Origin of the sequence: Vibrio sp. L3-7, from assembly GCF_963898195.1 — a bacterium.
In the GTDB taxonomy this organism is placed as follows: Bacteria; Pseudomonadota; Gammaproteobacteria; order Enterobacterales; family Vibrionaceae; genus Vibrio; species Vibrio echinoideorum.
In genome coordinates this window covers 229,383-243,864 of the sequence record NZ_CAWQUW010000073.1, presented here as the reverse complement: position 1 = coordinate 243,864, position 14,482 = coordinate 229,383, and the positions used below count along the sequence as shown (strand labels likewise).

The 14,482-nt window shown below is 43.0% G+C and carries 13 protein-coding genes; 8 read left to right on the top strand and 5 right to left on the bottom strand.

Annotated features, from left to right (window positions below):
- Window positions 1-296: 296 nt before the first annotated feature.
- Window positions 297-908, bottom strand: coding sequence for a YtjB family periplasmic protein (locus AACW75_RS25355; RefSeq protein WP_145571245.1), 612 nt, complete (start codon window positions 906-908; stop codon window positions 297-299).
- Window positions 909-1,017: 109 nt separating this feature from the next.
- Here AACW75_RS25355 and serB point away from each other — a divergent pair, with 109 nt between their 5' ends.
- Complete coding sequence (gene serB, locus AACW75_RS25350; protein ID WP_145571247.1) at window positions 1,018-1,998, top strand: phosphoserine phosphatase; 981 nt, start codon at window positions 1,018-1,020, stop codon at window positions 1,996-1,998.
- 123 nt (window positions 1,999-2,121) lie between these two features.
- On the opposite strand, the gene AACW75_RS25345 is transcribed toward serB, so the two are convergent.
- A complete protein-coding gene (locus AACW75_RS25345) occupies window positions 2,122-4,470 on the bottom strand; it encodes a PilZ domain-containing protein (protein ID WP_145571249.1) in 2,349 nt (782 codons plus the stop codon).
- 161 nt (window positions 4,471-4,631) lie between these two features.
- Between AACW75_RS25345 and radA the strand changes: the two genes are divergently transcribed.
- Together radA and fusA are read left to right on the top strand one after the other, a co-directional pair.
- Window positions 4,632-6,014, top strand: a complete 1,383-nt coding sequence (gene radA / locus AACW75_RS25340) for a DNA repair protein RadA (protein ID WP_017072747.1) — start codon at window positions 4,632-4,634, stop codon at window positions 6,012-6,014.
- Between the two features lie 234 nt (window positions 6,015-6,248).
- Window positions 6,249-8,336 carry an elongation factor G gene (gene fusA, locus AACW75_RS25335; RefSeq protein ID WP_017072746.1) on the top strand — a complete coding sequence of 696 codons (2,088 nt, stop codon included), beginning with the start codon at window positions 6,249-6,251 and terminating at the stop codon, window positions 8,334-8,336.
- A 265-nt stretch (window positions 8,337-8,601) separates the two neighbouring features.
- Here fusA and AACW75_RS25330 read toward each other — a convergent pair whose 3' ends face one another.
- Window positions 8,602-8,814, bottom strand: a complete 213-nt coding sequence (locus tag AACW75_RS25330; protein WP_017076293.1) for a VF530 family protein — start codon at window positions 8,812-8,814, stop codon at window positions 8,602-8,604.
- Between the two features lie 45 nt (window positions 8,815-8,859).
- On the bottom strand, window positions 8,860-9,810 hold the full coding sequence (locus AACW75_RS25325; protein ID WP_135455925.1) for a LysR substrate-binding domain-containing protein: 951 nt from the start codon (window positions 9,808-9,810) through the stop codon (window positions 8,860-8,862).
- A gap of 103 nt (window positions 9,811-9,913) precedes the next feature.
- Here AACW75_RS25325 and AACW75_RS25320 point away from each other — a divergent pair, with 103 nt between their 5' ends.
- Window positions 9,914-10,120 carry a DUF1127 domain-containing protein gene (locus AACW75_RS25320; RefSeq protein ID WP_145571253.1) on the top strand — a complete coding sequence of 69 codons (207 nt, stop codon included), beginning with the start codon at window positions 9,914-9,916 and terminating at the stop codon, window positions 10,118-10,120.
- Between the two features lie 121 nt (window positions 10,121-10,241).
- On the opposite strand, the gene AACW75_RS25315 is transcribed toward AACW75_RS25320, so the two are convergent.
- On the bottom strand, window positions 10,242-11,147 hold the full coding sequence (locus AACW75_RS25315) for a LysR substrate-binding domain-containing protein (protein ID WP_145564073.1): 906 nt from the start codon (window positions 11,145-11,147) through the stop codon (window positions 10,242-10,244).
- Window positions 11,148-11,246: 99 nt separating this feature from the next.
- On the opposite strand from AACW75_RS25315, the gene AACW75_RS25310 reads away from it, so the two are divergent.
- From AACW75_RS25310 to AACW75_RS25295, 4 genes are all read left to right on the top strand, one after another.
- Window positions 11,247-11,438, top strand: coding sequence for a hypothetical protein (locus AACW75_RS25310; protein ID WP_135455929.1), 192 nt, complete (start codon window positions 11,247-11,249; stop codon window positions 11,436-11,438).
- Between the two features lie 522 nt (window positions 11,439-11,960).
- Window positions 11,961-12,455: a TadE family protein gene (locus AACW75_RS25305; protein ID WP_102511173.1), complete on the top strand. Its 495-nt coding sequence runs from the start codon at window positions 11,961-11,963 to the stop codon at window positions 12,453-12,455.
- A gap of 10 nt (window positions 12,456-12,465) precedes the next feature.
- On the top strand, window positions 12,466-13,023 hold the full coding sequence (locus AACW75_RS25300) for a TadE/TadG family type IV pilus assembly protein (protein WP_135455931.1): 558 nt from the start codon (window positions 12,466-12,468) through the stop codon (window positions 13,021-13,023).
- Between the two features lie 11 nt (window positions 13,024-13,034).
- Complete coding sequence (locus tag AACW75_RS25295) at window positions 13,035-14,417, top strand: vWA domain-containing protein (protein ID WP_237297581.1); 1,383 nt, start codon at window positions 13,035-13,037, stop codon at window positions 14,415-14,417.
- The last annotated feature ends 65 nt before the right edge of the window (window positions 14,418-14,482 follow it).

Sequence of the window (14,482 nt, the reverse complement as noted above, 5' to 3'; positions counted from 1 at the left end):
TTCTACAGCGGCGACGACCTGTAATTTAAAGCCTAGTGTGTAATCACGCTGAGTGCGCTTAACGTAGGTATTATTTGAAGTAGTCATAATTCGTCCTCAATGTGTAAACACATTTCAGGACGGGACAACAGATAACAAAAAGCCCCGACGCTTGAGCGTCGGGGCTTTTTATTGGCAATGATTTATTATTGAGCGCTATTCTTGGTTTCTAGAAGGCCACGTGATCTCAATCGAAATAATTCATATTGCCTAATCTGAGGTTTTTATTTCGTGATTCCAAGGCGCGATAGGCTAGCTTATGAGCTCACATTTTTAAGCAGTAAGTTCTCGCCAGGTTTGGTTTGTCTTTTTCGAATCAGCATGATGAATAAAACACCACTGATGAAGCCCATTAAGACCATACCGATCATGTAACGATCGCTCTTACGATAATGGTGATCAGAAATCGCCGTCATTTTACCTGTTTCAAAAGTCACACGGATAAAGCCGATGATCGTTTTTTCTGGAGAGTAAATAGGTTCGACTAACTGCTGTCTGCCGATACTTGCTGTTGAAAGTGGCGTGTCTAAGCCAAGAACTTCGCGTACCGAGAGTGCTTTTTCGCTCGAAGCTAGACGAATACCCTCTGCATCATAGATCGTAGTATCAAATACCAGTCGGTCTTGAGATAGCTGATTAGTCAGCTCAAGTAATCGTTCTTGGTCTTGTTGGGTGATCATCTTGCTAGCCGAAAGCGATGCCTGAGAGATAAGAACCTTAGTTAGTGTCTCTAGCTGTTTTGCTTGGATTTTTTCGTTACCTTTACTGATAACGACCGTATTTTTGATCGTTACGACGAACATGGTAGCCAACAAAATTAGGGCTAGCATTCGTAAAGCGTTACGTATTGAGAACAATGATTCATTCATGTTTCACGAAGCCTGAAATAAACAAATGTTATGATTAAGACATATTGAGACTTGCGTTTTCAAATTGCAATAGGTTAACGTTTAGCATAGTTAATTAGGAATCATACACATGGACGATCAGAAATATCTGCCGATTAAAAGGCATACGACATTATTAACCCGACTCCCCGAGACTCGTTTCGCTTCTCAACTCGCGAAGGCTAAAGCCAATTGGATTGTATTTGGTGAGTATTTATCACCACAATCTTTCGATGACGTCGATTTCTTCACCGGTACATACAACACTATTCTAGATACATGGAAAGTGGGTAAATACGAAGTGGCATTGATGTCTGGAAACTTAACCCCAGCACACGAAGAAATCCTACAAGCGTTGAAACTTGATTATGCTTGCCTTAGCGAGGTTCCTGACCTATCTAAGCCAGGTTTGATCGTAATGGATATGGATTCCACAGCGATTCAGATTGAATGTATCGATGAGATAGCCAAGTTAGCTGGAGTAGGTGAGTTAGTCTCTGAAATTACAGAGCGCGCAATGCAAGGTGAGCTCGATTTTGAACAGAGCCTGCGTCAGCGTGTTGGGGCGCTTAAAGGTGCTGATGAAGCTATTCTTGAGCAAGTGCGTAAATCACTGCCATTCATGCCAGACTTAGTTGGGCTTGTTAACACGCTGAATAAACTTGGTTGGAAAACGGCTATCGCGTCTGGTGGCTTTACTTATTTCTCCGATTACCTAAAAGATACGCTCGATCTTGACCATGCTCAGTCAAACACCCTAGAGATTATCGATGGTAAATTGACGGGTGAAGTTTTAGGTGATGTTGTCTCGGCGCAAACCAAGGCCGATATCTTAGTTGAACTGGCTGAAGAGTATGAGCTTGAACTGCACAACACGGTTGCTGTAGGTGATGGTGCTAATGACTTGGTTATGATGGGCTCTGCGGGCTTAGGCATTGCTTACCATGCGAAACCGAAGGTAGAGCAGCAAGCTCAAACCGCTGTGCGTTATGCTGGTTTAGGTGGGGTACTTTGTATTCTGTCGGGCGTGTTGGCTAAACAACAGAAAATTAGTTGGCAAGCGAAACCTTAAAGGTTCTTTTTATATATTGAATTTTTAATCTTTATTGCTCATTTCAATAACAGTTCAGACAAAAAAAAGCAGGCAATCAGCCTGCTTTTTCTATTTTTAATTCTGGTGTATCTACGGCGCTAGCTAGCGTGTTAGCTCTAACCGAATCAATACTTCATCGGTAATATCTTCTATCTCACCATAACCGACAAAAGCGGTGACCTCATTCTCTAACTTCTTCGCTTGGTGCATGCTAATTTTTGAAAGCTCTTCTAAATCCAGTTGGAATAAACTCGTTAGCGGGTTAAAGATGGGAGCGGTTGTGACTCGCAGTACGTACACGTCCCCTAAGTGCTGGGCTTTCTTGATGAATAAGATTCGCTCTTTTGCAGAAGCGAAATCTTTGACCAATTTAGTGTGCACGGATTGGATCTTGTCACCAAACTTAACTGCAGCAATATATACATCGTGGTGTTTGGGTACTGCACCTTCAATTCTTTTCAGTGGTTCAGCCAATAGAGAGTTAGAGTGCCCTTTGAAAATAGGCTCAAGTGAGAACTTTTGGTTGTGCCCAAGTTTAGCGAGTAACGCTAAGTGCTTATTCAACGGGAAGTTCACGCCAATAATCTTACAACGCAGTGTTGAACTTGGCTTATCGATGAATATCGGATTACTGACCATCTTGCTAAGTAAAATATTGTGTAGTGATTCGAGCAGTGAATGCGTTGGCAGTATTTCTTTCTTTTTAATCAGCTTGCTTTGGTTCTGATCGATAAGCCCGTTTAGAAAGGCAATGGTGCGCATTGTCTTAGCGTTCTCTGCGATAACCAATTGTACGTTTCGACCGTTAGGGCTTACTCGAATCACGAGATAAGGCACAGTGCTTAATGGCAAGTTCTTATCATAGAGTTGCAGCTCATTAAAATTCACCAATACTGGGTCATTGATCTTGAGGACCATTGGCTGCTCAAGGGTAATGCTTAGCCCGCGTTTCGAGATGTCTAAGGTATGTCCGTTCGCTGCCGCACCATCTTGCGAGGTAAGCTGTAACGGAGATTTAAATTGGTATCTCGGTTCTTTACGACGAGTAAGAGAATCAAAATAAATACTCTGAATATTCCCAACCACTGTTCGTGGATGACGGAATCGGTTCAGTTCACTGCTTGGAATGCGAGGTTTTTCACTTAATAGATAATCAGCCGCACTTTCGTGATCACCGATCTCTTGCAAGATGCCGCAATGAGTCAACTGCTCTGAGCTTTGAGCCAACGTATCCGAATGTTTCGCTAGTGCTTGTCTTTCGGTATCGGATAGCTCGAAAACAGAGAACTTGAACGCTTTCCAGCTTTTTCGTTTACCACCGATATGCCAGAACAATTGTCTCTGTTCGCGAGAGGCCTCAGGTAGCATCATCGAGTAGAACAAAGTCTTGTTCTGATGCTCGTGAGTAAAAGAGTAAATAACGTTACTGGTTCCTTTCACCCCAGGTTTAGCCAGTAAATTCATTCTTTGTTCGTTGAACAGGGTGCCCAGAGCTTGCTGGTTGCGTTCATCATGCCAATATTGCCACAACGGATGGTTGTTATCCGTGAGTAGGGCAAGCTTTAGTTCGCTGCCATTGAAGAACAGAGGAAGGTTACAGGTGTGTTTTAAATAGGTGTGTTCGATGCCTCGAGTGCGGGTTCGAATAACCCTATCTTGATTCTCATGGCTAGTTTTCTTACTTGAGCTATTTAAAGACTCACCGAGTAAGCGACCCACAATATTGTTATCGCTTATCTTGATGGTTCTTAGAAACTTGACTGCGTTGTTCTCATAAGATTCATCAATGCCCAGAACTCGGAATTCAACAGCTTGGTTAACATCGATTTCTAGTGACTTCTCAACAAGCTCTGTGAATTTGACACTGATGATCTCACCAAGATTGTATCGAAAAGCACTCGGTACTTTGAATTTTGCACCCGAAGGAGAGATATCAACCGTAACACCATGCAAGCTTTGACCTTTAGATGTTGTAACCTCAACCTGTGAACTGATCTTAAGTCTGTTTTCTTTACGCTTTAAATCGTAGCCTAAGTTAATAGCCTCTGCTTCGTATGGGCTATTCGCGCTAGTTATGTCGTGGTTATTTTGAGATGAGGTATTAACGACACTACGAAGTGGCTGAGTTCGTGGCGTCATGACCAACTCCCACGCCCCTTCTGTATAGCCTTTAAATTTTTTAGTGCCACGTTGATATGCGTTCAAAGCTATGTCATCAAGCCAGTGTTTACGACCATCTAGCGTGAACTGGCGACATTCATTATCAATACGTCCACGTAAATCAATGCTCTTTGTACACGGAGCCATGATACGATTCAGTTCCATTTTAACGAGCAGCTTTAGAGACGGCGATTCGTCTTCTGTCATTTGAGAAAGAAGGAATTCGAAATCTTCGGCGTGGTAAGCCGGGATTAGTCGTTCTGCTACAGATAGAATTTCAGATTGCTGCATACTTTTCTTGTTAGAATGGCCGGTGCGTTATTGTTATCGACAAGTTGTATTTGATCTTTAGATATTCGTGACCCTACTGCAACGTTTATTTTCATGCGTACGGTCAACGGGGTCACAGAATCGCAACATTTACCAGTTACCAAGCAAATTATTGAGGTTTTATGGCTAAGGCAAAACGAGCTTATGTGTGTAATGACTGTGGCGCTGACTTTCCACGTTGGCAAGGACAGTGCAATGCATGTGGTGCTTGGAACACGATTACAGAAGTTAGGTTAGCTGCTTCACCTCAAGTTGCGCGTAATGAACGATTAAGTGGTGGCTACGCGGGTGGCGCAACGGAATCTTCGGTTCAAACTCTCTCTGAAATCAACTTGCAAGAGGTCCCACGTTTCAGCAGTGGCTTTAAAGAGCTCGACCGTGTTTTAGGCGGTGGTGTTGTTCCTGGTGCCGCTATCCTGATTGGTGGTAATCCTGGTGCCGGTAAATCAACGCTATTATTGCAAACCATGTGTCAGCTTTCTTCTCAACTACCGACACTTTATGTCACTGGGGAAGAATCTCTTCAACAGGTCGCGATGCGTGCTTCTCGATTAGGATTACCGAAAGAGCATCTTAAAATGCTCTCTGAAACCAATGTCGATAAGATCTGTCAGGTTGCCGAAAGGGAACAACCTAAGATAATGGTCATCGACTCAATCCAAGTTATGCATGTCGCTGATGTTCAATCATCGCCAGGCAGTGTTGCACAAGTTCGTGAATCAGCAACAGCATTAACGCGCTACGCGAAACAGAATAACGTTGCTGTGTTCTTAGTTGGACACGTAACTAAAGACGGCACACTGGCTGGCCCAAAGGTACTTGAACACATTATTGACTGTTCCGTGCTGTTAGATGGCGGAACGGATAGCCGTTTTAGAACGCTGCGTAGTCACAAGAACCGTTTTGGTGCGGTCAATGAATTAGGCGTGTTTGCAATGACAGGCCAAGGCCTTAAAGAAGTCAGCAATCCATCTGCTATTTTCTTGTCTCGCGGCGAAGAAGAAACATCAGGCAGTTCAGTGATGGTGGTTTGGGAGGGGACACGTCCGCTTCTTGTTGAAATCCAAGCGTTAGTGGATTATTCCCAATTGGCAAACCCACGTCGTGTCGCGGTTGGCTTAGAGCAAAACCGCCTTTCTTTGTTATTAGCTGTGCTGCATAAACATGGCGGCTTACAAATGGCCGACCAAGATGTGTTTGTGAATGTTGTTGGTGGTGTTAAAGTAACCGAAACCAGTGCCGATCTTGCATTAGTGATCGCTTTACTTTCGAGTTTCAGAGACCGTGCATTGCCAAAAGATGTGGTGGTATTTGGGGAAGTAGGCCTCGCGGGTGAGATTCGTCCAGTACCTAGCGGGCAAGAGCGTCTTAATGAGGCGTTTAAGCATGGTTTCAAGAGAGCGATAGTGCCTGCTGCGAACATGCCTAAGGGCGGCATTCCTGGAATGCAGATCCATGGGGTCAAAAAATTATCAGAGGCAATTAATGCTTTTGATGAGTTGTAATTGAGCTCACTTCAGCTACTCTATACAGCAGAAAATCAGTCTAACTTGAACGTTAATTGCGCTTTAAGTTAGCACTAAACCTAACAATCATTTAGATTGTTTCTACAGATTGCCTTTTCGTTTTTGTTACGAAAAGGCAAAGTTTTTTAGTCCCAAATGCATGCAAAGCTATCAGTCCTCACAGATTGTGATATACTCTGCGCGCATTTTATATCCTATTAACAGAGTAAGACAATGGCAGATTTATCGAAATACAGAAACATTGGTATTTTCGCGCACGTTGATGCGGGTAAAACAACTACCACTGAGCGTATCCTTAAGCTAACTGGTCAGATCCACAAGACTGGTGAAGTACATGATGGCGAATCAACTACTGACTTCATGGAACAGGAAGCTGAGCGCGGAATTACTATCCAATCAGCAGCTGTAAGCTGTTTCTGGAACGGTCACCGTCTAAACGTTATCGATACTCCTGGACACGTTGACTTCACAGTTGAAGTATACCGTTCTCTTAAAGTACTTGATGGCGGTATCGGTGTATTCTGTGGTTCTGGTGGTGTTGAACCACAATCAGAAACTAACTGGCGCTACGCTAACGAATCAGAAGTATCTCGTCTGATCTTCGTTAACAAACTAGACCGTATGGGTGCAGATTTCTACAACGTTGTTGACCAAGTTAAAAACGTTCTAGGCGCAACTCCTCTAGTTATGGTTCTACCAATCGGCCGCGAAGATGAATTCGTGGGTGTTGTAGACCTTCTAAGCCGTAAAGCATACGTTTGGGATGACACTGGTCTTCCTGAAAACTTCGAAATCAAAGATGTTCCTGCGGACATGGTTGATGACGTTGAGCAATACCGTGAAGAGCTAATCGAAACTGCTGTAGAGCAAGACGATGACCTACTTGAAGCTTACATGGAAGGTGAAGAGCCTTCTATCGAAGACGTCAAGCGTTGTATCCGTAAAGGTACTCGTGACCTAGCGTTCTTCCCAACTTACTGTGGTTCTGCATTCAAGAACAAGGGTGTTCAAATCATTCTTGACGCTGTTGTAGATTACCTACCTTCTCCAACTGAAGTTGATCCTCAACCTCTAATGGATGAGAACGGTGAAGAAACTGGTAACCACGCTGTTGTTTCTACTGAAGAAACATTTAAAGCGCTTGCATTCAAAATCATGGATGACCGTTTCGGTGCTCTAACTTTCGTTCGTATTTACTCTGGTAAATTGAACAAAGGCGACACGATTCTTAACTCATTCACAGGTAAAACTGAGCGTGTTGGCCGTATGGTTGAGATGCAAGCTGATGACCGTAACGAACTAACTAGCGCACAAGCTGGTGACATCATTGCGATCGTTGGTATGAAGAACGTGCAAACAGGTCACACTCTATGTGATCCTAAAGATCAAGTAACGCTTGAGCCAATGGTCTTCCCAACTCCAGTAATCTCTATCGCTGTATCTCCAAAAGATAAAGGCGGTTCTGAGAAAATGGGTATCGCTATCGGTAAAATGGTTGCAGAAGATCCATCTTTCCAAGTTGAAACTGACGAAGAAACTGGCGAAACTATCCTGAAAGGTATGGGTGAGCTTCACCTAGACATCAAGGTAGATATCCTTAAGCGTACTTACGGCGTTGACCTAACAGTTGGTGCTCCTCAAGTTGCTTACCGTGAAACTATCACTCAAGCAATTGAAGATAGCTACACGCATAAGAAACAGTCTGGTGGTTCTGGTCAATTCGGTAAGATCGATTACCGTATCAAGCCTGGCGAACCTGGTTCTGGCTTTACGTTCTCTTCAAAAGTTGTTGGCGGTAACGTACCTAAAGAATTCTGGCCTGCTGTTGAGAAAGGCTTTGCTGGCATGATGGAAAACGGCGTACTAGCTGGCTTCCCTACGCTAGACGTTGAAGTTGAACTTTACGATGGTGGTTTCCACGCAGTCGATTCATCTGCAATCGCATTTGAAATCGCAGCGAAAGGTGCATTCCGTCAATCTATGCCTAAAGCTGGCGCGCAACTTCTTGAGCCAATCATGAACGTTGACGTATTTACTCCAGAAGATCACGTTGGTGATGTTATCGGTGACCTTAACCGTCGTCGTGGCATGATCAAAGATCAACAAGCTGGCGTAACTGGCGTTCGTATTAAAGCTGACGTACCACTTTCAGAAATGTTTGGTTACATCGGTCACCTACGTACAATTACTTCAGGCCGTGGCCAATTCTCTATGGAATTCGCACAGTACTCTCCATGTCCAACGAACGTGGCAGAAGAAGTAATCGCTAAAGTTAAAGCAGAAAAAGCAGCTGGTAAGTAATTAGCTCTTTTCTAAGTTAACTAAAAAAGCCCCGCAAGTGAAAGCTTGCGGGGCTTTTTGTTGCTTGTCATATACTGCGAGATGCGAGATGCGAGATGCGAGATGCGAGATGCGAGATGCGAGATGCGAGATGCGAGATGCGAGAGTGATGTGGCCCCTAAAAAGTAGACACAGGGGTTTAGTTGATTAGTTCAAAATCCATGTGATATAGCCCCGTACTAAGTGGATACGGGACAAATTCAGATACAGCTTAAACAGAGAGGGACTAACGTTTCAAATCAATGTAGATCTGCTCTACTTTAATACGTGCCCAGTCCGTTTTACGCAAAAACTTTAAGCTAGATTTGATGCTAGGGTCTTTTTTGAAACAGTTGATGTTCACCATGTAACTCAACTCTTCCCAGCCGTAATGCTCAACCAATTCAGTCAGTAGTTTCTGCAGAGTGATACCGTGAAGTGGGTTATTTTCTTGTGTCATGAGATGTTCTCGCCATTTATTTGAGCTCAGTATATCAGTTTCGCTTTATGAATTATCGGACCATTTAAGCTCGTAATCGGTATCGATAATAGAAAGCTCTTCCCGACCTTTATTTCCAAATAACTGAACCTGACCTTGCATCCAAGCTTCAAAGCGTTTTATTTTTTCTCGATGAAAGTAACCAGCAGGTGCGCATAAAAAGTAATTGTATTTAGGCTTGAGTGCGATGTTACCTATTCGAACTAATTTCCCTTCCTGTAGATAGCGGTACACCAAGCTGTGCTTAACGAGTGCGACTCCTTGAACTGATAGTGCGCCTTCTAGAACAAAGTGCGAGCCATCAAATTGCAACGATGTACGGCCAGCTCTCGCTCCGACAATTTCTAGCCATAGATTCCAATCCATATCAGGCCAGCGGTCTTCAATTAACTCAGCTTTGTGCAGATCACCGATATCGTAAATACCATGCTTTTCTTGGTAAATAGGGTGACAAACTGGGTAAACCACCTCGTCCATTAACCAACGCGATTCAATGTTTGGATAACTACCATGACCATACCGAACGCAGACATCGACATTAGAGTCTTCAAACGTCACGAGCTTATTGGTTGGTTCAATCAACATGGATAGATCAGGGTGGCGATCGCGAAAGTCGCCAATTCGAGGTACCAACCAGTGTTGGGCAAATGATGGCACGGTTGAAATAGACAGTTGAGTAGGGTTTGGATCTTGGTTAATTCGCCTCACGCCATCTTGAATGTGGGCAAAGCCTTTCTTAGCTTGCAGGTAAAGCACTTCACCTTCGTGAGTGAGTACTATTTTTCGGTGCTGACGAATAAACAAATCTGCACCTAACCACACTTCAAGTTGACGAATTTGTTGGCTGACGGCAGCTGCCGTGACAAACAGCTTCTCAGCCGCGAGTTTAAAGCTGCCAGTTTCAGCTGCAGTATAAAAATAGTAGATCCCTTGGAAAGGTGGGGTTCGCTCTCTCACATTAGTTTTCCTTAACTGAATGCCAATATCTATCGTTTGTCGTTAGTGCGTTGTTGGTCGATTATTGACCATAACAAAGCGAAAAATCAAGAGGAGAAAGGCTATGAATACGATAACAGCAGCCGAAAATACCAACCATTCATTTTTGTCATCGTTATCAGTTAAGAAATTCTATTCTAAATTTAGACTTTACCTTCAGAAGCGTAGAACGAGAAAACACCTAGCTGAACTATCTTCTCATTTACTTGAAGATGTTGGTATTACCCGAGGCCAGGCCAACGAAGAGGTGAGAAAACCATTTTGGGAGTGATTCAGCTTGCCGGACGTAACTCTTTCTGATTTTGAGAGTTACGTTACGGTTAGTAAGGAAAATGATGTTTATTCTCTTGCCAAAGCCAAAGCCAAAGCCAAAGCCAAAGCCAAAGCCAAAGCTAGATCTTTGATATTTCAGAAACCTCTTCATGCAACCATTCAGTAAATGCCGCAATACGCTCTTTTCTTGGCGAGCTAGGATCAAAACATAAGTTAACTTGAACGCCAGGTGTCATCCCAATATTAAAGGGTTTAACGAGTAACCCGCGTTCAATGAAATCACCGGCAAGGCTGTCCGTTGCGAGGCAAACTCCATGACCCGCCATCACAGTCGTTAACCCCATATCAAAAGTACCGACTTCCATCCACTCTATGGTACTACCTTGAGTAGATATGTTGGCTTGTTTGAACCACTCTTCCCAAGGGAAGCATCCGCTATTAAATTGAATTAACCAACATTTGAGTAATTGTTCTGGTGACGTGAACTTTAAAGAGTTGGCGAGTTCAGGTGAGCAAAAAGGATAGATGGGTTCGTTGATTAGCATCTCAAGAGTCAAGCCTTCCTCAACACATAGCTCTTCGCCTTGCAGAATAGCCACATCAATCTCACCATGTTTTAAATTTGGGGTATCAGACGCTGTTAGCACCTTAATTGGGATCTCTGGGTGTCTGACTGAGAATTTCCACAGCCTTGGCAATAACCAACGCGATGCAAAAGAGGGAGGGCTTCGAACAACGATAACGCCTTGCAGGGGTTCAGACTGAATCTTATTCAATCCGACAACAAGCTCTTTAAATCCATCTGACACATGCTGGAAGAGAGTCCGCCCCTCTTGAGTCAGCGCCATTTCACGCCCTTTCCTGATGAACAGCTTACACTCCAATTGTTCCTCTAACTGACGGATCTTTTGGCTGACAGCAGCTTGGCTAACAAAGAGCTCTTCTGCTGCCTTGCTGTAGCTACTCAAGCGAGCTGCGACTTCGAAGTAACGAAGTCCGGAAAGGTGGCGTAGTCTATTGTCCATAACTTCTTCTTATAGTTCTTGTTAGGAATGGTTGTTCGCTTATCGAACAGGTTGTTTTCATAATAACGACAGAACGATGGCAAATACAAGAGAGTAATTATGGAAGTATTAATCAGTTGGACGAGACTTTATGGTGCTAAGTTGTTTAAAAATAAGAAGATAAAATTAGGTGAAGTTAAGGCGAAACAGAATCAGGTTTTATGTGCAGAACAACTGAGCCGACGAGTGAAAGAAGACATAGGGTTAGAATATGAGAACAACGATTCTTCTGATTATACGAAATACTTATAATTCTGACTTATGTAGTCAATAGCGTGAAGTCGGGTCTCGCTGGCTTTATCTCAGTCATAATTTTCATCTGTATTGGTTTGGCTCAATCTGACTTTACTCATTAATTGTCGAGTATTTTTATAATTCTATTTACTATTAAACTAAATGCTTACTTTGAAATTATTCTGTCTTATTTTTGAGACTTTAACTCTGATTTATTTAGAAACAAGCATTGTATTCCATATTTCATTTATTTTTCTAATGGATATAAAACAACCAGTTATTTTAATGATAAATAAATAAAGGTTCCAACTCTACTGTATTTTTGGATTTTTAATTTATTTAACTTTAGAAAAATAAAAGACTTAATTAACTTTCAGTCTGATTTACCCTTCTATGGTACTACTTAAAATCCCCTGCGTGTATAAAACTTGAACAACTCGTTTATCAATTCTATATCTTTAATGTTCAGTCTTTCTATATCTCCTTGGGTTTTCTATTGGGCAGATAGAGGGAATAGAAAGACGAGAGGGTGGGGGCTGTATGAAATCTATTTCAAGAGGTTCGGAGCGTAGTCGTTATCGAAACGGCTTTAAATCTAAAATAAAAGGCATCGCTATTATCGAGTTTACGATCGTGGTGAGTCTGTTTTTTGCGCTTTTTTTAACGGTTGTTGATCTTGGTATATACGGGTTTGTTAAATTGACCATGCAACATTCGGCAAGAGAGGGTGCAAGATATGCCATCACTGGTCGTTCTGATCTGGATCCTGATGCATCGAGTGACCGCGAAGCCGCTATATTAGAAAAAATCTCGCAATCTTCGAGTGGCTTGCTCGACAAAGTGATGGATGTCCAAAACATACGTGTTGAAGATGTTTACGGCAACGCTGTTACCGGGTTTGGTGGTTCAGGGGACATTATTTCTATTCATCTTGATTGCGAGTGGCCATCTGTAAACCCCTATATGTATGTTTTGCTCGATGACGGGAAGTTTAAATTTACCGTTAGCGCAGCAATGAAAAACGAAGCGTTTTAGGGAGGACAGGATGTTTCCTTTTAAGATAAAAAAAGCCGCTGAGAAAGGGTTTGCGGCAATCGAAATGACGTTAATAGCACCATTGTTTATGTTGCTTATTGTTGCGGCTGTCGATATCACGCACCTCATTCAAGCCAACCACATCATTATTAGTATAAGTCGAGAAGGTGGAAATATTATTTCTCGAAGTAATACTGACACCCCCCAAGAAGTGATGGACATTATAGCAACCACATCGGGAACATTGGATTTGACGCAAGACGGTGTCATTTACATCACCGAGGTCGTTGGGCAAGAAGATGCTTCGCCCTACATTAAAAGCCAATACCGATGGAATCAACACGGGCTGAGTAAAAATAGTGCTATTTGGTCGAGCTGCAGTAATTGGGCAAATGATGGGGAGTGTTCTGATGTGGATGCTGATGACCCTCCACTCATTAACAATTTAGCCGTTGCGCTTGATGATGGAGAGATTGTGTACAGCGTAGAAGTATTCTATGACTATTCGCCGATTTTTAGTCGAGTATTCGATGAGGAATATATTCTGAGCGACACAACATATATGTAAGGAAGGTTAAAATGGATAAGGGAACCCCAATCAAATATCGTTACAGTCGGGGGTTAGTGGCTTTGATGTCAGTCATCGCACTGCCTTTTATTCTGTTAGTTGTCGGGCTTTCTGTTGATGCTGGACGAGCTTATATTGTTAAGTCTAAATTATTTGCAGCAGTTGATGCTGCCAGTATTGCCGCTGCAAGAGCGGTTGCCAATGGCGAAGATGCAGGGCGTGCCGCCGCTCAAAAATATTTTGCCGCAAATATCCCGGCCGACTTTTATTCAGCAACACCTAGCTTGGGCGCAGTCAATTTCTCCTATGATTCATTCGGTAATATTTCGATTGATATTTCAGCTACGGCACAAGTACCCACGCTCTTTTTACCCTTGATTGGGTTAGATACATTCAATCCTGGAGTGTCCGCGCAATCTATTCGTCGCCCAGTAGATTTAGTGTTAGTGATTGATAACACCACTTCTTTGAGGCTCGGCAGCATAGGTGACGTGACACAAGACGTCATCGACAGGTCTAAGTCATTCGTTGAAAACTTTCACGAAGGATTTGATCGGGTTTCATTGGTTAAATTTGCTTTCGGAGCCGAGGTTCCGGTGGGGTTCAATGCGACTCGCGGCCATAGTCGAAGTACCATTAAATCGGAGATAGACAGTTTTAATTTTGGTAGTACATCTAATGCACAATATACCAATGCATCAGAAGGGATCTATCGAGCTTTAAATGAGCTTAGAACGGTTGTTGATCCCGCTAACTTGAAAGTGATCGTGTTCTTCACAGATGGAGCGCCCAATACCTTTGCGACAACGTTTGATTTTGAGGACGGTGATTCGCACACGGGAGCTATTCGATCGAGTGATGGTAGCAGTGGTACGCCCCGAGGGCTTTGGAGGCATGATTCGATTGCAACGACTTTAAGTGGAGGTTATGAGGGGCGTGATATTGATGACCATATTAGCGAGATGCCCGATTACTATACCACTCATGATTCAAGTGCCACCGAGTTTAACATTTTAAATCCGACACATTCAGTGCGTCCAGTGTCACAGTATGATCCAGATAGTCATTCTGCCAGTGACTTATATACTCGGGTGAATAGGGTTGCTCGTAATTTAGTGGAAGACATTGCTGAGGCTGCAAGAGGAGAAAACATTTACGTCTTTACCTTAGGGTTAGGTTCATCATTAACATCGGCAACCGGACCTGATAGCGAGTTTGGAGAAGACTTATTGTTACGAATGGCAAATTCTAGTGCGCTTTTGGATGACCCAGACTTAAGCGCAGACTATGACCCTGCTCAACTCGAAGGTGTGTATTGCCATGCCATCGATGAAGAGGCATTAGGTCCTTGTTTCGATAAGATGTTGGATGTGATTATTCGTTTAACCTTGTAACGTTTTTCTGGTTTGTCACTTTTATATATTGAAACTGAGGGATGCTCAATCGAGGGTTGAGCTAA